Genomic DNA, 20,909 nt, shown 5'->3' on the forward strand with positions numbered 1-20,909 from the left:
ATTTGTGTAGGATATGAGCATTAAGTTTTTTGATTCCTAAATATTATGAATACACCTTTAAGACCTCAGCCTGTGATCAATAATCTTTCAGGTGAAAACGCGTTATTTATTGTGCTCGGCATCAATAGCAATCCTGATCATTCAGGTGTAATTGATTTTCTTGCGAATTTTTCCGCATTAGTACGCAGTTTGACCAATCGTTTTCCGAATAGTAATTTCAGTGCTTCTGTGGGGATAGGTTCCAATGCGTGGGACTTACTTTTTCCTGATTTAAATAAGCCGAAAGAACTTGCGCCATTTCAAGAGATCAAAGGGTCGAGACATACTGCGGTAGCAACAGCAGGCGATTTATTCTTCCATATTCGTGCCAATCAAATGGCAATCTGCTATGAACTCGCAGCAATTCTGCATGAGCAGTTAAAAGAAGATACCTATTCGATCAGTGAAACCAAAGGTTTTCGATACTTTGATGGTCGCGCCATTATTGGCTTTGTTGATGGGACTGAAAATCCTGAACATGAAATTGCCAAAGAGATTGCATATGTAGGTCAAGAAGATGCCGAGTTCCTTGGCGGAAGTTATGTATTTATCCAAAAATACCTGCATAACATGGAGATGTGGAAGGGCTTAACCACCGAAGAACAAGAAAAAGTCATTGGTCGAAAGAAATATGATGATGTAGAACTTGGAGATGATGTTAAACCGCAAAGTGCGCATAATGTGGCAAGTAAGGCACATGATGCTGATGGAAATGAGCTCAAAATCTTAAGAGCCAATATGCCATTCTCAAATCCAACTGAAGGAGAGTATGGTACCTTCTTTATTGGCTATTCTCGTTCTTTTAATATCACCAAAACCATGCTTGAAAATATGTTCTTAGGTAAAGAAACTGGGCATGTTGATCGTTTACTTGATTTTAGTACTGCAGTTTCAGGCAGCTTATTCTTTGTACCGACCTTTGATTTTCTCGAAGATTTAGGTGAATAAGTTTAATCCGCTGAAATAAATTGGTTTATTTCAGCGGAAAATGCTTATTGGTTCATCAGATATTGTTGTAACTGGGCACGGAACTGATCGGGGATGCGATCTGACTTTTGTGTGCTGAAATCGAAATACACCTGAACCGCTTTGCCCCGAGCAACACAGTGATCATTTTGCCAAGCTTCATGCGCCACAATAAAAGAAGAATTGCCGATATGTTCAATCCATGTTTTGATTTCGATATCCGCACCGTAATAAATTTGGGCAACAAAATCGACTTCAACACGAGCCAGAATCAAAGGCAGGTTTTTGATTTCCATACTTGGATTGAATAAGCGAAAAACAGGTTCGCGTGCTGTTTCAAACCAGCCTGTAATCACGGTATTGTTGATATGTCCAAAAGCATCAGTTTCATAGAATCTTGGTGTAATCGAAAGTGTAAACATAGATCAACTGTTATTTTTTCATTTAAAGCTCAATACTATAAGGGCTGAATATGTAAAAATCAGCCCCAATAACAGACTTCAGCGTTTATGAATGCTGAGATAGTCCACCACCTAGAGCTTTATACAATTCAATCTGATTATTCAACTTGCTTTGTTCAAGCATGAGCAAGCCTTGTTGAGCTGCATACGCTGAGCGTTGTGCATCCAATACGGTCAGATAACTATCAATACCTGCTCTAAATCGAGCTGTGGATAATTTATAGGTGGTCTCAGTAGCAGAGACCAAACGACGTTGTGCAGCTAAACGCTCATCAATATGGGCATGCGCAGCTAACGCATCATTGACTTCACGAAAAGCGGATTGAATGGATTTTTCATAATCTGCCAGTGCAATCTGTTGTTCAGTTTCTGAAATTTTAATATTGGCTTTACGCGTGCCCCAATCGAAAATGGGCAGGTCGATACTTGGGCCAACAGACCACGAAAAACCACCTGATTTAAATAAATCTTTAAGATCTGTGGACGCATAGCCAGCTGAACCTGTTAGGCTAATCGTAGGGAACATACGTGCTTTGGCTGCGCCAATATTTGCGCCTGCAGCACGCAACTGATATTCAGCAGCTTTTAGATCGGGACGATTATTCAGTAAATCGCTGCTTAAGCCAGTTGCAAAACTCCTTTCAGCACTAATCGTTTTTACAGCTTGACTAGGTAACAGTTTTTGAGGAACATTTTGTCCAGCCAGTAAATTGAGTAAGTTTTGAGCCTGCAACACTTGGGTTTTATAGGCGGCAACATCATTTCGTGCAGTCTCAACTGAAATTTGTGCCTGGCGCAGTGGAACCTCGCTATCAATACCGACATCAAACCGTTTTTTGTTCAGATTATAGGAATCAAGTTGAGCCTTTAAGGTTTGTTCTGCAAGATTAAGGTTGGCCTGAGCAAAGGCATAATCCAACCAAGCTTGTGAGACTTGACTGACTAAACTGATCTGCGTGGCTTCTCTTGCACTCTGGGTCGCAAAGTAATTATTTAACGCCACATCTTTTAAGCTTTTGACTCGGCCCCAAAAATCCAGCTCATAAGCCGTCATCCCCAAGCCGACTTGAAAAGTTGAATAAGGATTGTTTGGGTTCGCAGATGGATTCACCTGTCGAACAGCACTGCCATTTGCCCCAATAGTAGGCAACTGATCATTTTTACTGATCTGATATTGCTGTTGGGCACGTTGAATATTCAGTGTCGCAGTACGTAAATCACGGTTGTTATTTAAGCTGATTTCAATCACTTGCAGTAGGCGTGTATCAGCAAAGAACAGTTTATAACCCTGAGTTGCAATTGAGTCGCCTGTGTTTGCGAGTGCAAAATTTTCTGGAATATTCGATTTGATTACAGGTTTGGGTGCCTGCAAATTCATACATGCTGTTAGGGCTATCGAAAGCGTAGACACAAGCAGGGCACGAGATAAGACAATCGCTTTAGACATGGTCTTCTCCAAATAATAAAAGGGTAAATACTGAGGAGGAGTCAGAGGGAATCAATTGATTCCCTCTGCTCGTTATCATTTAAGATGGATTTTTTTGTTTTGAGGAAAATAGCTTTTCAACTGCACCCAAAACAAAAATGAAGAACACGGGGACAAAGAAGATTGCCAGAATGGTGGCAGAAATCATGCCACCAAATACGCCTGTACCTAAGGCATGTTGGGTCTCTGAACTTGCACCTGAAGCGATGACCAATGGAATGACACCACAGGTAAAGGCAAGTGAGGTCATGAGGATTGGGCGTAAACGGAGTTTTGCAGCTGCAACGGTGGCCTCAATTAAACTCATTCCTTCTTCTTTTAGCATCTTGGCAAATTCGACAATCAAAATGGCGTTCTTGGCAGATAAACCAATGATGGTAATCAAGCCAATTTTAAAGAACACATCGTTCATCATGCCTCGGGACATAATCGCCACAATCGCACCGAAAATACCAAGTGGCACCACCAGCATCACTGAAAGCGGAATCGCCCAACTTTCATACAGTGCTGCCAAGACCAAGAATACGACTAACATTGATAATGCCAGCAGGAAGGCCATTTGCGATTCAGATTGCTTTTCTTGTAGGGAAATACCAGTCCATTCATAGCCAATCCCTTTCGGTAATTTGGCAATTAGTTGTTCCATTTCACGCATGGCATCACCTGATGAGGTATCGAAGTTCGGAATACCAGCAATGCTTAATGATGGTCGACCGTTATAGCGATTGTATTGCTGGGGGGCTTTACTCCATTGTGGTGTGACCACTTCAGATAAAGAAACCAATTGTCCGCTTGATCCCGAGACTTTCAGGTTCAAAATATCTTTCAATTGCATCCGTGATTTGGCATCGACCTGAACAATTACTTGCTGCATACGACCTTGGTTCGGAAAGTCATTGATATACATTGATCCCATTGAGGTTGAGATAATGTCTGAGACATCAGAGAACTTCACCCCTAAAGCATTAAGTTTCTCACGGTCAATTTTCAGAGAAATGTTGTCGCCTTGCGGTAAGCCTTCATTCCAGACCATATAGAACTTTTTGTTCTTGGCAGCCATTTCCATGAGTTGATCTTGTGCAGCCAGTAGCGCAGGCATTCCTAAGTTGGCACGGTCTTGCAAACGTAAACTAAAGCCTGAAAAGGTACCCAGTTCATCAATCGCCGGTGGAAGTACAGCCATCGTAGCGCCTTCCTTACTGTTTGCCATGCTGGCATTGACCGCATTGGTCATTTCAGTTGCTGTTGAAGTACGGTCTTTAAAATCAGTAAGTGTGGTAAAAGCCACAGCCACATTTTGACCTGCGCCACTAAAGCCCCAACCCATGATGGTGGTGTTACTTTGTACATTAGGATTATCTTTTAGACTGCTTTCAAATTCATTGACCACACCTCGCGTTCTTTCAGCCGTGGCATCCGATGGCAATTGGAATGACGTCAGGAACCAGCCTTGATCTTCTTCTGGCATAAAGGCGGTAGGCCAATATTTCATACCAGCAAAGGTAATGCCTGTAATCACCACAAATATCACCATCATTGGAATGCTATGTTTGATGACTTTCAGTAGTATCAACTCATACTTTTTGGTGACTTTGTCAAAGCTACGATCAAACCATGCGAAGAAGCCTTTTTTCTGATGATGACCATCAATTGGTTTAAGAATCGTGGCACACAGTGCAGGGGTTAAAATCAGAGCGAGCAGGGCCGAAAATAAAATTGACACCGACATGGTCAAGGTAAATTGCTGATAGATAATCCCGACCGAACCACTGGCAAAGGCCATCGGTAAGAACACTGCAGCAAGTACCAAGGTGATCCCGATAATTGGACTGGTAATCTCTTTCATGGCTTTGGAAGTGGCTTCTTTTGGTGACAGTCCTTCAGTCGCCATAATTCGTTCAACGTTTTCGACTACCACAATCGCGTCATCGACAATGATCCCGATAGCCAGCACCATACCAAACATGGTCAGTACGTTAATCGAGAAACCTGCGAGTAGCATCACTGCAAAAGTACCCAACAATGCAATCGGTGCAACAATCGCTGGAATCAGGGTATAACGAACATTATGTAAGAATAGATACATCACAATGAAAACCAGAACCATGGCTTCAAGTAAGGTATGGATCACTTTTTCAATCGAAATTTTTACAAAGGGTGCAGTGTCATAAGGAATACTGAATTGCATGCCTTCGGGTAAGTTGAGTTTTAATTCCTCAATTTTTGCTCTTACACCTTCAGCAGTTTTCACAGCATTAGCACCCGGACTGAGCTGAATCGCAGCAGCCGTTGCAGGTTTGCCATCTTCTAAAATCGCAAAGTTATAGGCCTGAGAACCGATTTCAACTTTGGCAACATCAGACAGTTTAATTACACTACCGCTGGTTTTGCTTTTTAGGCTGATGTTTCTAAATTGTTCTACATTGCCTAATTGTCCTTGTGCAGATAGGGGAACAGTAATGAGTTGACCTCGTTCAGCGGGCATATCTCCAAGACGACCTGGGGCAATTTCAATGTTATTTTCACGAATGGCATTATTCACATCACTAATGGACAAGCCATAAGACACCAGTTTATTTGGGTCAACCCAAATGCGCATGGCTTTTTCTGCACCGAAGGATTGTACTTTACCGACACCTTCAACCCGTTTCAGTTCTTCGACTACATTACGAACGAGATAATCACTCAGGTCGACTTCGGAATATTGACCATTGGGTGAGTTGATTCCAACCAACATCAAGAAGCCCGATGACGATGCTTCGACCTGTAAGCCTTGCTGGCGAACCACTTGTGGCAGTCGGGCTTCAACGGCCTTGATCTTGTTCTGCACATCAACCTGTGCCATTTCGACATCAGTTCCGGGTTTAAATGTTGCAGAAATTTCTGCCGTACCCGATGTATCTGTGGTCGAACTATAATAGAGCAGGTTTTTTACACCTGATAATTCACGTTCAATCAGAGTCACAACGCTGTCATTGATGGTTTTTGCCGTTGCACCCGGATAGGTGGCACTAATATTCACTTGTGGTGGCGCGACACTTGGAAAGCGGGCAATTGGTAGTTTGGGAATACTGAGTAATCCAAACAAGATAATGAAAATCGCAATCACCCATGCAAACACGGGGCGGCGAATGAAGAATTGTGACATCATCATTGAGCTCCTTGCGTTGCAGGTGATGTGCTATTGCTCGATACAGGTACTTTCCACGCGGCGAGTTCCAGTTTTTGATTCGGCTGGATACGCTCCATACCTTCAACCACGATCTTGTCGCCCGCTTTGAGACCCTTGCTGGCAATGTAGAACTGCTCATATTGTTGACCCAATTCGATTGGACGAATATCTGCCGCACCTTTGGCATTGATCACATAAACTTGTGGATCACCATTGATATTGCGTTGAATGGCTTGGGCAGGGACGAGCAAAGCTTGAGGAACAGAAGCGCGGTCAATATTGACGCGAACATACATGCCTGGAAGGAGTTTGCGTTCTGGATTCTGCACTTCAATTCGAATGGTGACATCGCCCGTTTCAGGATCGACATTGATGTCTTCAAATAGCATTTTTGCGCTGACGTTATAAGGATGACCATGACTATTCGAAATACGCACGGTCTTTTCATTGTTGGCTGATAACTCACCACTTTGCAGCGCAGCCTGTAGACGCTCATATTCACTAATCGATTGTTTTACATCGACATAGACTTTATCAATCTGCTGTACTGTCGACATGGTGTTGGCATCACCTTGACTCACCAATGCACCTTCTGTCACAAAGGACTGTCCAATACGACCTGAAATTGGTGCCCGTACCGTAGCATATTGTAGGTTCAGGTTTTGACGCGTAAGCAGGGCCTTCATTTGCGCAACATCAGCCAAAGCTTGACGATATTCGGCTTGTGCATTACTGACTTCTTGTTTACTGATGGCATTGCTTGGCAGTAATTGTTCATAACGTTCTAACTGAACCTTTAAACGAACCACTTCTGCTTCTGCTTTGTGTAGCGAGGCTTGATTACTGTTCACATCGGCTTGGAAGGTTTCTGAATTAATTTTATAGAGGGCTTGTCCAGCTTTAACCTCACTACCTTGGGTAAACAGGACTTTTTCAATAATGCCACCGACTTGTGGGCGGATTTCAGCGGTACGAAACGCTTGAACACGTGCAGGCAGGTTCTCGCTAAAGTTCACCGATTGTGGCTGTATATTGAGTACTGTGACTTTTGCAGGTGGTGTTTCTGCTGGAGCCGCATCTTTGGAACCACATGCTTGCAGCACCAGTCCGATGGATAAGAATAATGGAAGTAATAGATGCTTTTGCATTCTGTCCATGCCTTGGGAGTTTTTGATGCTGACATTATTTTCGAACTTTGTGTAACCAACATCGCTGAAGTGTGGAAAAAGTGTGGAGGTCAACAGATAAATCAGCGTATCATCGAGTTTGACTGAACCTTTGTGCTGATTTATTCATGTTTGACGCCTCATTTTCTTTTGACTGCCGTGATAAACAGATTCTCGTTGTAGAAGATGAATACGAGATTGGCGATATTATCGAGCACTATTTAAAACGTGAAGGCATGCGGGTGATTCGTGCCATGAATGGCAAACAGGCAATAGAAATCCATGCAGCACAATTCGTAGATTTAATTCTGCTTGATATCAAACTCCCTGAACTAAATGGCTGGGAAGTACTAAGCAAAATCCGCCAAAAAGCACAAACCCCTGTGATTATGTTGACGGCGTTGGATCAAGATATTGATAAGGTCATGGCATTAAGAATTGGTGCCGATGACTTTGTGGTGAAACCGTTTAATCCAAACGAAGTGGTGGCGCGTGTACAAGCCGTTCTGAGGAGAGCTCAACAAAACAGTCAAGCCCCAAACAAGAATCTGGTGTATAAAAACATCGAAATTAATACCGATATTCATAGTGTCTATGTGCATCAGCAAGATCGAAAAATCATGCTGAATCTCACCCTGACCGAATATAAAATTCTGCTTTTAATGATTGATCATCCATACAAAGTCTTTACCCGCAGTGAACTGATGAATCATTGCCTCCCAGATAGTGATGCTTTAGAGCGTACAGTGGATAGTCATGTCAGTAAGCTCAGAAAAAAACTGGAAGAGCATGGCTTGCAACAAATGTTGATTAACGTGCGTGGGGTCGGTTACCGACTTGATCATCCTGTGGAATGATCATACTTGAATGTTGAATTAATTGAAGTCATCAGATTTTCTGTTCTGTGACCTGACCGATTTAAACAAGCGTTTCAATCCATTTTTGATGTTTGCCCAATATTCCTTACCCAATAGGGCAATCACGATTAACAGCAGAATTTCACCCCCAATCGCCATTGCTGTCATGATCAACGCTTTATGGGGAATATCTAGAAATGGAACAATTGGAAAAGCAAGCCAGTAAGCGATGACAATGGCCAAAAGAACAAAGCCTATTTTCTTACGTAGATTGAGTTTTGGTTTTGGCATTTTGGTTACATCAATAAGATTTTGATGTTGCTATTTTTGGAAAGGTTTGAGGAGGAAGGATCTTTAAAGTGTGGAAAAAGTGTGTAAATCCCTCAAAAAATCAGCGTATCATGTGGAAAAGTTAGATTAATTGATTGGAAAAATCCAATGAAGAATAAGTCAGGTATTAGTAAGCAGTTGTTTATCGCATTAAGTATCGTGAACTTGAGCGTGACGCTGTTTTCGGTTTTGCTTGGCTATTTTATTTATAACTATGCCATTGATGTGGGCTGGATCACTTTAAGTTCTTTACAGGGAGACTGGACTGAATTTCATTTTGTCGACTGGATTTGGTTATCTACGGTTATTTTTTGTGGTGGTGTCATTTCCATTATTATTGGCATGCATTTGGCTCAGCGTTTTATTAAACCGATTAATTTCTTGGCGGATGCCGCAAAAAAAATCAGTCAGGGTGATCTTTCTGCAAGGGCAGATGACAGTAAAATTCATTCCACAGAAATTGCTGAGTTGATGCAGAACTTTAATGACATGGCGCAGCAGCTGGAAAGTTCGGTTGAAAATGCGAAAGTTTGGAACGCAGCAATCGCACATGAATTAAGAACCCCAATTACGATTTTGCAAGGACGCCTACAAGGCGTCTTAGATGGGGTGTTTCAATCGGATGAAGCATTGTTTAAAAGCCTGCTTAATCAGGTGGAAGGTTTATCGCATTTGGTCGAAGATCTGCGCACTTTGAGCTTGGTTGAGAATCAACAGCTCAGATTAAATTATGAGTTAGTCGATTTGAATGCGCTGACCGAGAAAGTACTCAAGCTGTTTGAAAACCGTCTGGAGAAAGCTCAGATTGTGCCTATACTTAATGTGGTGCAGACGCCTATCCGTTGTGATAGTCGACGGATTGAGCAGGTTTTGATGGCTTTGATCGAAAATGCAATTCGCTATGCCAATGCAGGAACATTAAAAATTTCTGCAAAGCTGGTCTCGGATGAATGGATTCTACAAATCACAGATGAAGGCCCAGGTATTGTGCAAGAATATCAACAGGATTTATTCAATCCATTTTTTAGATTGGAACAGTCTAGAAATAAAGAATTTGGTGGTACAGGTCTAGGTTTAGCTGTTGTACATGCAATTGTGATTGCGCATAAAGGTTCAATCGAATATAGCAATCCGAATCACAATAGTGTGTTTAGTATCAAGTTACCAAATGAGATTTAGTTTATTTCTTCTTATATTTCTTTAGGCGACCACTTTTAAATGCATAAAAAAGACTAAATTAATAAAAAAATCTTGGTTCTGAAAATTATATAACTTGAATATATTGGGGCTGCGTTACAAGTTTTTATTTTTAATAAAACTATAAATTTAGAGATAGCTAATAGGGACGATAATGACCGTACTCACACAGCTTTCAGCCGCGATTGAAAATGCACCGCGTTGGCATGAATACAAGAAACATAGTTTAGATACCGTACAAATTACACCAATCGAAGGTGCATTGGGAGCGATTGTGACTGGATTAGATGCCAGCAAACCACAAAGCGGGGAAGTGATTCTCAAACTGAAAAAGGCATTGCATGAACATTTAATTCTGGTTTTCAAGGCACAAGACTTGGAAGACAATGACTTACTTGCTTTTGCCAGTTATTTTGGCGGAATTTTCCGGCCACCAACAGATGTTCCTGTATTGGCAACGCGTAATGATACCAATGCACCACCTGATATTGTGCCCGTATCCAATGCGGTTGGAGAAGGTGATTATACAGGTCATGGGGAACTCACCCCGCATAGTGACCATCACTGGACCCCACAGCCTTCTAGTGGATCTTTGCTTTACGCAATTGAACTTCCAAAAGATGGTGGTGCCACCAGTTGGTATAACACTGTTCAGGCCTATGAAGACCTTGATCAGGAAACCAAAGATGAAATCGAAGGGCTGCAACTGATTACGTATAATCCATTTTTACGCTTAAAGGATAAAAGCCCGATTCCAAAATATCGCTTTTCTAATCAACCGATATTAGGTGCTGCATTTCCGCATCCATTGGTTCGTACGCATTCTGAAAGTGGTCGTCGTGGTATTTATCTGGATGCACAAACCGAAGTTGAAGTTGTCGGATATGATGATAAAAAAGGTGCTGCATTGATCGAACGTTTAAGAGCCCATATTGTGCAACCTCAATATCGTTATGAACATCAGTGGGAAATTGGCGATATTGTCTATTGGGATAACCAACTGACCTTACATTCGCGCACAGCCTTTCCAGCCGAGCAACGCCGTTTATTGAAACGTGTTAGTTTGGCGGGTGCAAGACCATTCTAAAGTTAAACTGAGCCAGCGAAAGCTGGCTTTTAATTTCCTGCTTTTGCCAATTCTGCTTCGATATAACTAATAATCATGGTGCTTAAACCTTTAACCATTTCATCAAAGCTAATCTGTGGGTTGGGTAAGATCAAGTGACGGGCGACATTGAAAATACTACTATTAATACTAATATAAGCGGTCACGCTAAGATTATTAACTTTTAAATATCTCGGATGACGAATCATGTATTTCATCAAGACCTCCATCAGTGCCATCTCAATTTGACCTATATATTTTTCGTACTTAAGCTCAGTCGCATAGCGTAGGCAGATCAGATAGCGATCATCATCACGTGTTAACAAATCACGAAAGGTATAAAAGATCATTTCAAATAAGGGCTCTAACTCTTGCTCAATCATGATAGGTGTCAGTTCTTTTACCATGTCCAAAACTTCTTTGACGAAAGTCCTAGCCATCGCATCATAAATTTCTTCTTTATTTTTAAAATACTCATATAAAGAGCCAACACTGACCCCTGCAATATCAGCAATATGCCGTGTGGTGGTGCCACTGGTACCATTGGTTGCAACGGCAATAAAGCCTGCTTCAATAATCGTATCTACTGTCACTTTAGAACGTGACTGACGTGGTTTGCGAGTTGCCATAATACTTTATTATTAAAATCCGAACATAACGTCAGATTAACATGTCGCTTAAAATGAGGAAAGTAGGGGGATTAATCCGAACAAATAAAATTTATCGCTTTTTCATATTAAATTTTTATCTGTAATGATCCTATTTTTTAGGGAGATGCTTTGTATAGAAACAAGGTATTTATTAGAAATTTAATTTAAATATATGTTTGATATTTAATATTAAATTATATTAGAAGAGAGGTCCTTGAAAAATTTAAAAACAAAGAAACGTACTGAGCATTGATATTGGATAGCTAAAAAAATCTGAAAAAATTACCCGAATTGAATCCGAACATAAGATCGGTTTACAGTGGGTCTAGAAGAGGAACTGGTTCATAAAAATCTCCCGAATGTTTTTTCGTAACCAAGCGCTTGCTTTTTTAGAAATGCGAAAAGAGATGAACCATATTCGAAGAATGCTAAAGGGCAAATGACGCTCAAGTGAAGTAGGTAGGTGTAGCCATGATTAGCAGCACATTAAAGAAAGGTTTAAGTTTATTTAAATCTAACCCAATAACTGAGCAAATCGATTTTGCGAGTAAAAAAAGTATCCCAATTCGTCACCTGGCTATCGGATTTGAAGGGAAACAAGTTGATCTCTCATTTTATATGAATAATCAATTTGCCACGATTTTTTTCGCGACACTTTCAGTATTTTTAACCTATGGTGAAGACTTGGTGATTGAAACAGCACGTCATCACCGCGATCAATTGAAAGACCCGATTTTAAGACAGCGTGTGACTTCATTGATTGGTCAGGAAGCAATTCACTCAAAACTACATAATGAGTTTAATGATGCAATTGTTGAACTCGATTATCCAGTAAGACTCTATCGTTTCTTAGGTGAACAATTTTTTGAACACATTTTCTTGAAATTCCCGCAGCCTTTGAAGTTGTCATTGATGGCAGGGATTGAGCATTTTACTGCTGTACTGGCAGAGTACATGATGGCGCACGAGCAGAATTTCTATTTCTCTGATGATGCAAAAACCCGTGCATTATGGATGTGGCATATGCTTGAAGAATCAGAGCATAAAGATGTTGCCTATGATGTTTATCAAACACTAAATGGTAACTATGCCTTACGTGTTTCAGGCTTCTTCTTGGCTTATTTCACCATTCTTGGATTGATCCCGTTTTCGGCAACCATGGTTCCTATTTTACGTAAACCACAAGAAATGCTGACCTCGAAATTTTGGAAAGATGCGCGTCGTGGCATCAAGCTGATTTTCAGTCCAGTGGATGGTGTGTTTGGTAGCACCCAAAGTCGAATTTTTGATTATCTGCGTACTGATTTCCATCCGAATGATCATGATGCATCTGCATATTTTGAATATTACGAAAAGAAACTTTTATCCGAGGGCGGTGCATTGCATCCATTCTTTGTAAAAGAGTTCACGCCTAAGATTCAAGCGGCTTAATTTTGAATTCAGCAGGTAGTTGCATGTAGCGAAATTTCACTAGGTGTTGGCAAAAAAGTTCAATCGTTGATGAGCAGTTTTGTTCTTGTTGCACTTATTTCGCTCATGCACTATGCAAATAATCTTATTCAGTTGCTGTGTAGAGAGATATACAAGCTGGCTAAGTCTTTTAAGTTGTGAAGCAGTTTTAGGGGATCAAGATATGGTCGCTCAAGTTCTTCGAAATGTCTTTTCAGACAAACTCAGTACCAAATACCGAGGCATTATTCAAAATCTTGCGAATAAGTCACCGATTCCAATTCGCCATTTTGATTTTAAGTTCGATCCTGAAAGCTTGGATATCAAGTTTTTAATGCAGAAGGAATGGGCAACTGCGTATTTTGCTGCTCTATCGATTTTTCTCACTTATGGTGAGGATTTGGTAATTGAAACCGCACGTTATCATCGTGATTTTATTGATGACCCTATCTTAAAGCAAAGATTAACTTCTTTGATTGGACAGGAGGCAATTCATTCAAAATTGCACAATGAATATAACGAAATCATGATTCCAAATGATGTACCTGTTCGCTTATATCGTTTTTTGGCAGAGCAAGTATTTAATTATACTTTTTTAAAATTTCCCCAACCACTCAAGCTGTCGTTGATGGCAGGGATCGAGCACTTTACTGCTGTGCTCGCTGAGTTCGGTATGAAGCATGAATATATTTTTCAATATTCTGATGATGAAAAAGCATGTGCTTTGTGGATGTGGCACATGCTTGAAGAATCTGAACATAAAGATATCGCTTATGATACTTATCAGGTGCTCTCTGGAAATTATGCATTAAGGATTCTTGGCTTTTTTCTGGCGTTTATTACCATAGGGGCTGGTGTTGGAGCTGGTGGTTTGTTTTTACCATTTTTCCGCCGTCCGAGTAATTTGATTAACCTCAGTTTCTGGAAAGAAGCGGGTGCAAGCTGGTCTGTACTTTTTAGTTTAAAAGATGGCATGTTTGGTAGCACATTACCTCATATCTTTGATTATTTACGTCCGGATTTCCATCCCAATGATCATGATACAACAGCCTATTTGGAGTACTACAAAGAACGTTTATTAAACCCTGAAACCGGCTTATTAAGCCCTTATTTCCTTAAAGAGTTTGTACCACCTGTACGTGCAGCGACTGCATAACTTGGTCCATATCCATACGAGACGATTGGAACATAAAGATGAAATTATTTGGAAAAAAATCCAAGCCAAGCCAAAAAGCATTTGCTGTGGTGACTGGCGCAGGAAGCGGGATTGGTCGTAGTTTTGCACTTGAACTGGCAAAACGTGGCGGTACAGTGGTGTGTTCGGATATTAACCTTGATGCAGCAAAAGAAACGGTCGGTTTGGTTGAGGCACTTGGAGCCAAAGCCTTTGCTGTGCAATGTGATGTTGCTAAAGAAGAGCAAGTCAATCAGTTGGCAGAACAGGCCCAACAATTGATGCAGAACCCAGTCACATTGGTGATTAATAATGCAGGAATTGGTTTGGGAGGCAAGTTTGATGAAATGTCTTCTGAAGATTGGCATTGGTGCATGAATATTAATTTATGGGGTGTAATCCACGGCTGCCGCGCTTTTGTGCCGAAGTTTAAACAACTTGGACATGGTGCAATTATTAATGTGGCTTCCGCTGCATCTTATACTGCAGCACCAGAAATGACCGTCTATAACGTATCTAAAGCAGGTGTTCGTGCCTTGTCAGAAACACTTTCGGCTGAACTGCGAAAATCGAATATCAAGGTCAATGTGCTTTGTCCAACTTTAGTACCAACCAATATCATTAAAAACGGCAAAGTCCCACATAAAGGGCTTTTAGATTATGCCCTCACCAATTTGGCTTTTACCACCAGTGACAAGGTGGCCAAGCTGACTTTGGATCGTTTGGATAAAGGTGAGCTTTATACCATTCCACAAATCGATGCCAAGTTATTTTGGTTGATGAAACGTACTGCACCAAATTTGTATGCAAAATTCTTAGGTACCTCGTACCGATTTATGAAGTAGTTACCTCGGATAAAAGATTTTAAACACTGAAATAAGAAGAAACGCGATTAGCAATAGGCTTATTTCAGTTGAATGAATAAAGGATATTTTTAAATGACAGCTCAAGCAAAAAAATTAAACTCAGCTGAAGGAAAGGCGCTACCACAACATATCTATGATACCTTTATTGTAGGTGCTGGTATCTCGGGTATTGCAACTGCAATTCGTCTTGATCAAGTGGGTTATAGCAACTACAAGATCATTGAGAAAGCGACACGCGTTGGGGGAACTTGGCGTGAAAATACCTACCCAGGTTGTGGATGTGATGTTCCGTCTGCGTTGTATTCATATTCATTTGCACCAAGTGCAAAATGGAGTCATTTATTTGCACGTCAACCTGAAATCTTGAGCTATTTAGAGGAAGTAAGTGAAGATTTTGGGGTGAGCTCAAAAATAGAATTTGGTACAGAGTTGGTTAACGCTGCTTGGGACAATGAGCGCAATTTATGGGTTATGGACACCAATAAAGGGCAATTCTTAGCACGTACCACAGTTTTTGCAACAGGACCAATTACTGAGGCGCAAATTCCCAAACTCGAAGGCTTGGAAACGTTTAAAGGTGAAATGTTCCATTCCGCCAAATGGAATCATGATTACGATCTAACAGGCAAACGTATTGCAGTCATTGGGACAGGTGCTTCTGCAATTCAGTTTGTTCCTCAGATTCAGCCTTTGGCGAAAGAACTCTACGTCTATCAGCGTACGGCACCGTGGGTGGTACCAAAGCCAGACACTGATTTAGGTGATGTCAGTAAAGCCCTGATTGAAAAATTTCCACTCATTCAAAAAACATGGCGTAAAACTGTTGCTCAGTCCTTGAATGCGATTAACTTCGGCTTACGTAACCCAGCAGTGCTAAAACCAGTGGGTGAATTAGCCAAACTGATTTTACGTTTCCAGATTGAAGATCCTGAATTACGCAAAAACGTAACACCGAACTTTACCATAGGCTGTAAACGTCTATTGTTCGCCAATAATTATTATCCAGCATTGCAACAAGCGAATACCAAACTGATTCCACATGGATTGGTGAAAGTAGAAGGCAATACCGTCGTGTCTGCAAATGGTGAACGTCATGAAGTAGACGTGATTATTTGGGGTACTGGTTTTGAAGTCTCTCATCCGCCTATTGGTAAGCGTGTGACCAATGAAAAAGGTCAGATATTAAATGATTTGTGGAAAAGCAGTTCACCAGAAGCATATTTGGGTACCAGTATTGAAAATGTCCCGAATGCGTTCTTAGTTTTAGGACCAAATGTCTTGGTTTATGATTCATTCATTGGTTTGGCTGAAGCACAACTTGATTATATCGTTGATGGTTTACTAAAAATCAAAGAAAAAGGCATCAGTAAGCTGAATATCAAGCCTGAAGTGATCAAGCAGCATAATGAATTGGTACAAAAACATCTAAAAACCACTGTGTTTAACGCGGGTGGATGTAAGAGCTATTACTTAGATGCCAATGGTCGTAACTTTGCTGCGTGGCCTTGGTCGTTGAAAAAGTTAAAGCAACGTTTGAAACGCATGGACTTAAATGATTATCAAGTGACGTATCAAACTGAAAAAGCTAAATAATTTTTCATTTAGTCATTAATAAGCAGTAAATTTTGTCTAGCGATGGAATTTGCTGCTTATTTTTTGCAAGATAGCAATAAAAATGGGGGAATCAAAATGAAAGAAGGACAATCGAGTCGCACGGCTGAAGCAGCCGCAGCATTGCGTGCCAATCATTTTCAAAATGCTGAAAATCCAGTCTTTTCAGACCCTTTTGCATTTGAATTAACCAGTAAGGGCTGGAAGAAACTGTTAACCACTTCATTGACCGTGAAAGTAATGAATTCTGCTATGTTTAATCGAACCTTTGGCTTATTAACAGGTCAAGTGGTAGGACGTTCAAGATATGCAGAAGATCTACTTGAGCAAGCAATCGCGAAAGGGTTGCAACAATATGTGTTAGTCGGTGCAGGGTTAGATTCTTTTACCTTGAGACAGGCCCAGAAGTACCCTCAGTTAAAAATTTTTGAAGTGGATCATCCAGATACTCAAGCGGCAAAACAAAGCAAATTACGCCAATTGGGAGAGCTTCCAGCGAATGTTGAGTTTGTTGCGATTGATTTTGAAAAAGAATCGATTGCAGATGCTTTAGTACGGAGTATGTTTAAGCAGGATCAAGCTGCTTTTTTCTCATGGTTAGGGACGACCCATTATCTGGAACCAGCAACGACTTTAAATACCTTAGCCAGTATTGCACAGATTGCTGCACAGGGTAGTGAGGTAGTGTTAGACTACTCAGTTGACTATCGCGAGTTGGAAGGCATAGAGCGTTTGGGGACCTTGTTCGTGTCGCAATTTACCCGTTTTTTAAAAGAACCATTGAAAGGGCAATTTAGACCGAAGATATTGCATCAAGCAGTAGAACAAATGGGGTATAACATCATTGAGGATTTATCAGGGGATGGCTTAACTGAACGTTATTTTCAGGCACGACCTGATCATATCCGCCATACTGTTGCGACACATATGTTGCATCTGAAATTGATCAAAGCTTAATTTTTTATTCTGTTGCTATAAAAGAAAAAGCCCTTTAATTCTACACACCGAATTAAAGGGCTTTTTGCTTAGCGGCGTTTATTATAAAGCGCTAATGCCGCTGGTAAGTTTTTACGCATATCACTAATACGTTGTGTATTTGATGGATGCGTTGACAAGAATGAACTGCCACCAGCACCATCTAAACGATTCATTTTTTCCCAAAGACTAATTGCTGCATTTGGATTATAGCCTGCTTTTGCCATAAGCATTAAGCCACCGTAATCGGCACGGCTTTCTAGATTACGTGAGTAAGGTAGACCAACACCGACTTGGCTGCCCAAATCGATTGCAGCGTTACCTAGATCGCCTATGCTGCTACCTGCGTATGATTTACCAATACCTATCGCAAGATTTGTTAAAGCCTGAGCACCAATTTTACTTTTTGCGTGTTCTTCTAAAGCATGTGTCATCTCATGACCCATAATTGCCGCAATTTCATCATTGGTTAAATTCAGCTTGTTGACAATACCTGTATAGAAAACAACTTTACCACCTGGAGCAACGTAAGCATTGACTGTATCTGATTTTAATACAGCCAACTGCCAGTCAAAGCGTTGTCCAGTTTGGTTCATTTGGTCTGCATAAGGTTTTAAGCGTTGAAACACAGTATTAATACGTTGATAAGTACTTGAGCTGCTATCTAGCTGGTTCTTGGCACGCGCTTCTTGTGTCATTTTTGCGAAGCTTTGTGCTGATTGAGCATTCAAGGTTGCACTGTCTGCACCCGCCATATCTGCGAAAGATGCACAGCCAGAAATTGTCATCACGGTGACTGCACAAAGGCTCAAAGCTAATTTCTTCATACTTATTCTCTCCAAATCAGTATCTTATGAATATAGTCTTAATTAGGTGGGATTATAAAAAATGTTTACAGCAGTTAACATTCTGAATACCTCTATAATCATTGTAATTATGTAATCAACCAACCCTATATTTTAGCGCAAAAAATAAAGCCAATGACAGGCACTGGCTTTATTCGAATTCATTCAATCTTCGATCAAATTAATCTTCGTCATCATACTCATCTTCAGAGAAGGTATTTTCTTCTAAAGAAGCATCAAAAATTAAGATTGCTTTACCATCAGTTTGGATCATGCCTTGATCTTCAAGTGTCTTGAGGACACGTCCAACCATTTCACGAGAACAACCGACGATACGACCAATTTCTTGGCGGGTGATACGAATCTGACGACCGTTCGGCAAAATCATTGCTTCTGGTTGAGCAGATAAATCAATTAGGCAACGTGCAATACGACCTGACACATCAATGAAGGCCAAATCAGTCACTTTACGTGTTGTATTTTTAAGACGACGTACCAATTGAGCAAACACAGCATAGCTTAAATCTGGATATTGTTTGCTTAACTCGTGGAAATTGTCGTAAGAGATTTCTGCAATTTCACAGACATCTCGTGTACGTACTTCTGCGGTACGTTGAGGGTTCTTTTCAAAAAGCCCCATTTCACCAAAGAAATCGCCTGGGTTTAGATAGGCAACAACAATTTCACGTTCGTCATCTTCACGTAAGATAATTGACACTGAACCTTTTAATATTAAATACAGTGATTTTGATTCCGTTCCAGCGTCAACAATCGTGGTGCGTTTAGGGTATCTATTAATATGAGCACGTTTTAGCAAAGCTTTAACTGATTCAGGTAGTTGACCTGGAGACAAAGCATCAGTGCTAAGTTGTGAAAAATTTGAAGTCATGCTTAAAATTTCCGAATTTGGATAAAACCGATCGCACAGGCCCTTGGTAGAGCCTTTTCTACACAGAAGAGATGAAATTCCTTATCAACTCATTTTATGTTAGTGTACAAGAACAGAGTAAATTTATAACGTTTTTCGGGTAGTTGCAATGCAAACAAGTGTACATTGGTTAGAGAATGTTGCTTTTGAGGCAAAATCAGAAAGTGGCCACAGTGTGGTGATGGATGGTTCTGCTGAATATGGTGGTGAAAACCGTGGTCCACGTCCTATGGAGTTGATTTTAATGGGACTTGGTGGGTGTGCTTCGTTTGATATTGTGACCATTTTAAAGAAATCTCGCCAAGATGTGACGGGCGTTGTATGTCAGCTCAAAGCAGAAAGGGCTGATTCGATTCCTGCGGTATTTACTAAAATTCATTTACACTTCATTGTCACTGGCAAAGCGGTAAAAACGAAGCAAGTTGAGAAAGCGGTTGAACTCTCTGCAGAAAAATATTGTTCGGCGAGTAAAATGCTTGCAGATGGTGGTGTTGAAATTACCCATGATTTTGAAATTATTGAAGCAGTTTAAATATTAAATTATTAAGTTTTGCTAAAAAGTGATCTATTTTTATAGATCACTTTTTTTTATAAGCTTTTCTTTTTATTTTAGAAATAATTGTGGATCTACCCGCGCATTATTCAGGCTCATGCCCCAATGTAAATGTGGTCCAGTGACGCGACCGGTTTTACCTACCAATCCGAGTGTTTCACCCTGATGAATCTGCTGTCCCTTCGCCACATTAATTTTACTCAAATGACAGAACATGCTGATTAAGCCCTGACCGTGATCAATCAGTACAGTATTGCCATTAAAGAAATAGTCACCCGTTTGTACGACGATCCCATCTGCAGGTGCTACTACTATCTGTCCAACTGGGGCTGGAATGTCTAAACCAGAGTGAGGTGCCCGTTCTTCACCATTGAAAAAGCGTTTTCTTCCAAATGAGTTACTGAATTTACCCGCAGTCGGTCGAATAAAATTTGGAAATTGCGTCCATGTGCTTGTCGTAAAGGAGCTATAAATATCATTTTGCTCTTTGGCTTCTTGTGCATAACGATCCAATTGATCTTGATTTGGATTGACATAGTCTTGGTTTTTGACCGTCAAGCGTTGTTCGGCATAGCGATATGGGCTTACTTCGATTTGAATCGGTGTGCTATTGGTTGTTAAAGTCAAATTGCCTAGCGATGCTGAGAGTGGAATACCAAAGATGGCATAACGCTGAGTCCCTTGTTGTGTAATCAATACTGGTTTTTGTTCGTAAAAGACCTGCGTGGTTGTTGTCGGGAGTGGAATCACGGCAATACCACCGGCACGTCTTGAGTCCTGTGGCAGTTGTGCAAAAGCTGCATGAAGTGGAAGCAGGGAAGCCACGCTGAGCAAAATTGTTTTTAGAGACATGATAAGCATTTTTAATTGAAGCAAAGTGCTAAGCTAAAACGTTCACCTTAAAATCACAATAAGGATTTTGTGCAAAACGGAATAGACGGAAAAATTATACAAAATATACTTGAAATAGATTGTTTATACACCCATATTATTACTGAGTTTTGTCTCTTGAATTTTTTATAAAATATTGAAAAATATATAAATTTTATTTGAAATTTTAAAAAGCGTTCCCATCTAAG

General features: G+C 40.6%; 19 protein-coding genes. 10 read left to right on the forward strand and 9 right to left on the reverse strand.

The window, feature by feature from the left end:
* Positions 1-45: 45 nt before the first annotated feature.
* Complete coding sequence (locus tag F3J02_RS17830; protein ID WP_167251442.1) at positions 46-987, forward strand: Dyp-type peroxidase; 942 nt, start codon at positions 46-48, stop codon at positions 985-987.
* 44 nt (positions 988-1,031) lie between these two features.
* Here the strand turns inward: F3J02_RS17830 and F3J02_RS17835 are convergent, their stop codons facing one another.
* The 4 genes from F3J02_RS17835 to F3J02_RS17850 all read right to left on the reverse strand — a co-directional run bounded on the left by F3J02_RS17835 (position 1,032) and on the right by F3J02_RS17850 (position 7,272).
* On the reverse strand, positions 1,032-1,427 hold the full coding sequence (locus tag F3J02_RS17835) for an acyl-CoA thioesterase (protein WP_167251444.1): 396 nt from the start codon (positions 1,425-1,427) through the stop codon (positions 1,032-1,034).
* Positions 1,428-1,512: 85 nt separating this feature from the next.
* Positions 1,513-2,913 carry an AdeC/AdeK/OprM family multidrug efflux complex outer membrane factor gene (gene adeC, locus F3J02_RS17840; RefSeq protein WP_167251446.1) on the reverse strand — a complete coding sequence of 467 codons (1,401 nt, stop codon included), beginning with the start codon at positions 2,911-2,913 and terminating at the stop codon, positions 1,513-1,515.
* 79 nt (positions 2,914-2,992) lie between these two features.
* Positions 2,993-6,103, reverse strand: coding sequence for a multidrug efflux RND transporter permease subunit AdeB (adeB, locus tag F3J02_RS17845; protein WP_167251510.1), 3,111 nt, complete (start codon positions 6,101-6,103; stop codon positions 2,993-2,995).
* Complete coding sequence (locus tag F3J02_RS17850; protein ID WP_167251448.1) at positions 6,103-7,272, reverse strand: efflux RND transporter periplasmic adaptor subunit; 1,170 nt, start codon at positions 7,270-7,272, stop codon at positions 6,103-6,105. The genes adeB and F3J02_RS17850 overlap by 1 nt, the downstream gene beginning before the upstream one ends.
* Positions 7,273-7,418: 146 nt before the next feature.
* Between F3J02_RS17850 and adeR the strand changes: the two genes are divergently transcribed.
* The gene (gene adeR, locus F3J02_RS17855) at positions 7,419-8,147 is read left to right on the forward strand and encodes an efflux system response regulator transcription factor AdeR (RefSeq protein ID WP_167251450.1); all 729 of its coding nucleotides are present in this window, start codon (positions 7,419-7,421) and stop codon (positions 8,145-8,147) included.
* 18 nt (positions 8,148-8,165) lie between these two features.
* On the opposite strand, the gene F3J02_RS17860 is transcribed toward adeR, so the two are convergent.
* Entirely contained in the window at positions 8,166-8,438 is a 273-nt protein-coding gene (locus F3J02_RS17860; protein WP_167251452.1) for a transporter suffix domain-containing protein, read from the reverse strand.
* Positions 8,439-8,585: 147 nt separating this feature from the next.
* Between F3J02_RS17860 and adeS the strand changes: the two genes are divergently transcribed.
* Both adeS and F3J02_RS17870 read left to right on the forward strand, forming a co-directional pair.
* Positions 8,586-9,656 (forward strand): two-component sensor histidine kinase AdeS, encoded by a 1,071-nt coding sequence (adeS, locus tag F3J02_RS17865; protein WP_167251454.1) that lies wholly within the window; start codon positions 8,586-8,588, stop codon positions 9,654-9,656.
* A gap of 172 nt (positions 9,657-9,828) precedes the next feature.
* Complete coding sequence (locus tag F3J02_RS17870; RefSeq protein ID WP_167251456.1) at positions 9,829-10,761, forward strand: TauD/TfdA dioxygenase family protein; 933 nt, start codon at positions 9,829-9,831, stop codon at positions 10,759-10,761.
* Positions 10,762-10,790: 29 nt separating this feature from the next.
* Here the strand turns inward: F3J02_RS17870 and F3J02_RS17875 are convergent, their stop codons facing one another.
* On the reverse strand, positions 10,791-11,408 hold the full coding sequence (locus F3J02_RS17875) for a TetR/AcrR family transcriptional regulator (protein WP_004806319.1): 618 nt from the start codon (positions 11,406-11,408) through the stop codon (positions 10,791-10,793).
* Positions 11,409-11,900: 492 nt separating this feature from the next.
* Between F3J02_RS17875 and F3J02_RS17880 the strand changes: the two genes are divergently transcribed.
* From F3J02_RS17880 to F3J02_RS17900, 5 genes are all read left to right on the forward strand, one after another.
* Positions 11,901-12,860: a metal-dependent hydrolase gene (locus tag F3J02_RS17880; RefSeq protein WP_167251458.1), complete on the forward strand. Its 960-nt coding sequence runs from the start codon at positions 11,901-11,903 to the stop codon at positions 12,858-12,860.
* Positions 12,861-13,062: 202 nt separating this feature from the next.
* Positions 13,063-14,034 carry a metal-dependent hydrolase gene (locus tag F3J02_RS17885; RefSeq protein ID WP_167251459.1) on the forward strand — a complete coding sequence of 324 codons (972 nt, stop codon included), beginning with the start codon at positions 13,063-13,065 and terminating at the stop codon, positions 14,032-14,034.
* A gap of 38 nt (positions 14,035-14,072) precedes the next feature.
* A complete protein-coding gene (locus F3J02_RS17890; RefSeq protein ID WP_005187545.1) occupies positions 14,073-14,897 on the forward strand; it encodes an SDR family NAD(P)-dependent oxidoreductase in 825 nt (274 codons plus the stop codon).
* A gap of 93 nt (positions 14,898-14,990) precedes the next feature.
* Entirely contained in the window at positions 14,991-16,511 is a 1,521-nt protein-coding gene (locus F3J02_RS17895) for a flavin-containing monooxygenase (protein ID WP_167251461.1), read from the forward strand.
* Between the two features lie 96 nt (positions 16,512-16,607).
* Positions 16,608-17,486, forward strand: a complete 879-nt coding sequence (locus F3J02_RS17900) for a class I SAM-dependent methyltransferase (RefSeq protein ID WP_167251463.1) — start codon at positions 16,608-16,610, stop codon at positions 17,484-17,486.
* A 68-nt stretch (positions 17,487-17,554) separates the two neighbouring features.
* Here the strand turns inward: F3J02_RS17900 and F3J02_RS17905 are convergent, their stop codons facing one another.
* Together F3J02_RS17905 and crp are read right to left on the reverse strand one after the other, a co-directional pair.
* Positions 17,555-18,331: a M48 family metallopeptidase gene (locus tag F3J02_RS17905; RefSeq protein WP_167251465.1), complete on the reverse strand. Its 777-nt coding sequence runs from the start codon at positions 18,329-18,331 to the stop codon at positions 17,555-17,557.
* A 199-nt stretch (positions 18,332-18,530) separates the two neighbouring features.
* Positions 18,531-19,238 (reverse strand): cAMP-activated global transcriptional regulator CRP, encoded by a 708-nt coding sequence (gene crp, locus F3J02_RS17910; protein ID WP_004654102.1) that lies wholly within the window; start codon positions 19,236-19,238, stop codon positions 18,531-18,533.
* Between the two features lie 148 nt (positions 19,239-19,386).
* On the opposite strand from crp, the gene F3J02_RS17915 reads away from it, so the two are divergent.
* Positions 19,387-19,809, forward strand: coding sequence for an OsmC family protein (locus F3J02_RS17915; RefSeq protein WP_167251467.1), 423 nt, complete (start codon positions 19,387-19,389; stop codon positions 19,807-19,809).
* Positions 19,810-19,881: 72 nt separating this feature from the next.
* Here F3J02_RS17915 and F3J02_RS17920 read toward each other — a convergent pair whose 3' ends face one another.
* A complete protein-coding gene (locus tag F3J02_RS17920) occupies positions 19,882-20,682 on the reverse strand; it encodes a M23 family metallopeptidase (RefSeq protein WP_167251469.1) in 801 nt (266 codons plus the stop codon).
* Positions 20,683-20,909 lie beyond the last annotated feature (227 nt).

The sequence above is a fragment of the Acinetobacter sp. Tr-809 genome (assembly GCF_011753255.1).
In the GTDB taxonomy this organism is placed as follows: domain Bacteria; phylum Pseudomonadota; class Gammaproteobacteria; order Pseudomonadales; family Moraxellaceae; genus Acinetobacter.

Coding starts and splice junctions, on each gene's coding strand:
- F3J02_RS17830 (WP_167251442.1), top strand. CDS start 46: ATGAATACACCTTTAAGACCTCAGCCTGTGATCAATAATCTTTCAGGT.
- F3J02_RS17835 (WP_167251444.1), bottom strand. CDS start 1,427: ATGTTTACACTTTCGATTACACCAAGATTCTATGAAACTGATGCTTTT.
- adeC (WP_167251446.1), bottom strand. CDS start 2,913: ATGTCTAAAGCGATTGTCTTATCTCGTGCCCTGCTTGTGTCTACGCTT.
- adeB (WP_167251510.1), bottom strand. CDS start 6,103: ATGATGTCACAATTCTTCATTCGCCGCCCCGTGTTTGCATGGGTGATT.
- F3J02_RS17850 (WP_167251448.1), bottom strand. CDS start 7,272: ATGCAAAAGCATCTATTACTTCCATTATTCTTATCCATCGGACTGGTG.
- adeR (WP_167251450.1), top strand. CDS start 7,419: ATGTTTGACGCCTCATTTTCTTTTGACTGCCGTGATAAACAGATTCTC.
- F3J02_RS17860 (WP_167251452.1), bottom strand. CDS start 8,438: ATGCCAAAACCAAAACTCAATCTACGTAAGAAAATAGGCTTTGTTCTT.
- adeS (WP_167251454.1), top strand. CDS start 8,586: ATGAAGAATAAGTCAGGTATTAGTAAGCAGTTGTTTATCGCATTAAGT.
- F3J02_RS17870 (WP_167251456.1), top strand. CDS start 9,829: ATGACCGTACTCACACAGCTTTCAGCCGCGATTGAAAATGCACCGCGT.
- F3J02_RS17875 (WP_004806319.1), bottom strand. CDS start 11,408: ATGGCAACTCGCAAACCACGTCAGTCACGTTCTAAAGTGACAGTAGAT.
- F3J02_RS17880 (WP_167251458.1), top strand. CDS start 11,901: ATGATTAGCAGCACATTAAAGAAAGGTTTAAGTTTATTTAAATCTAAC.
- F3J02_RS17885 (WP_167251459.1), top strand. CDS start 13,063: ATGGTCGCTCAAGTTCTTCGAAATGTCTTTTCAGACAAACTCAGTACC.
- F3J02_RS17890 (WP_005187545.1), top strand. CDS start 14,073: ATGAAATTATTTGGAAAAAAATCCAAGCCAAGCCAAAAAGCATTTGCT.
- F3J02_RS17895 (WP_167251461.1), top strand. CDS start 14,991: ATGACAGCTCAAGCAAAAAAATTAAACTCAGCTGAAGGAAAGGCGCTA.
- F3J02_RS17900 (WP_167251463.1), top strand. CDS start 16,608: ATGAAAGAAGGACAATCGAGTCGCACGGCTGAAGCAGCCGCAGCATTG.
- F3J02_RS17905 (WP_167251465.1), bottom strand. CDS start 18,331: ATGAAGAAATTAGCTTTGAGCCTTTGTGCAGTCACCGTGATGACAATT.
- crp (WP_004654102.1), bottom strand. CDS start 19,238: ATGACTTCAAATTTTTCACAACTTAGCACTGATGCTTTGTCTCCAGGT.
- F3J02_RS17915 (WP_167251467.1), top strand. CDS start 19,387: ATGCAAACAAGTGTACATTGGTTAGAGAATGTTGCTTTTGAGGCAAAA.
- F3J02_RS17920 (WP_167251469.1), bottom strand. CDS start 20,682: ATGTCTCTAAAAACAATTTTGCTCAGCGTGGCTTCCCTGCTTCCACTT.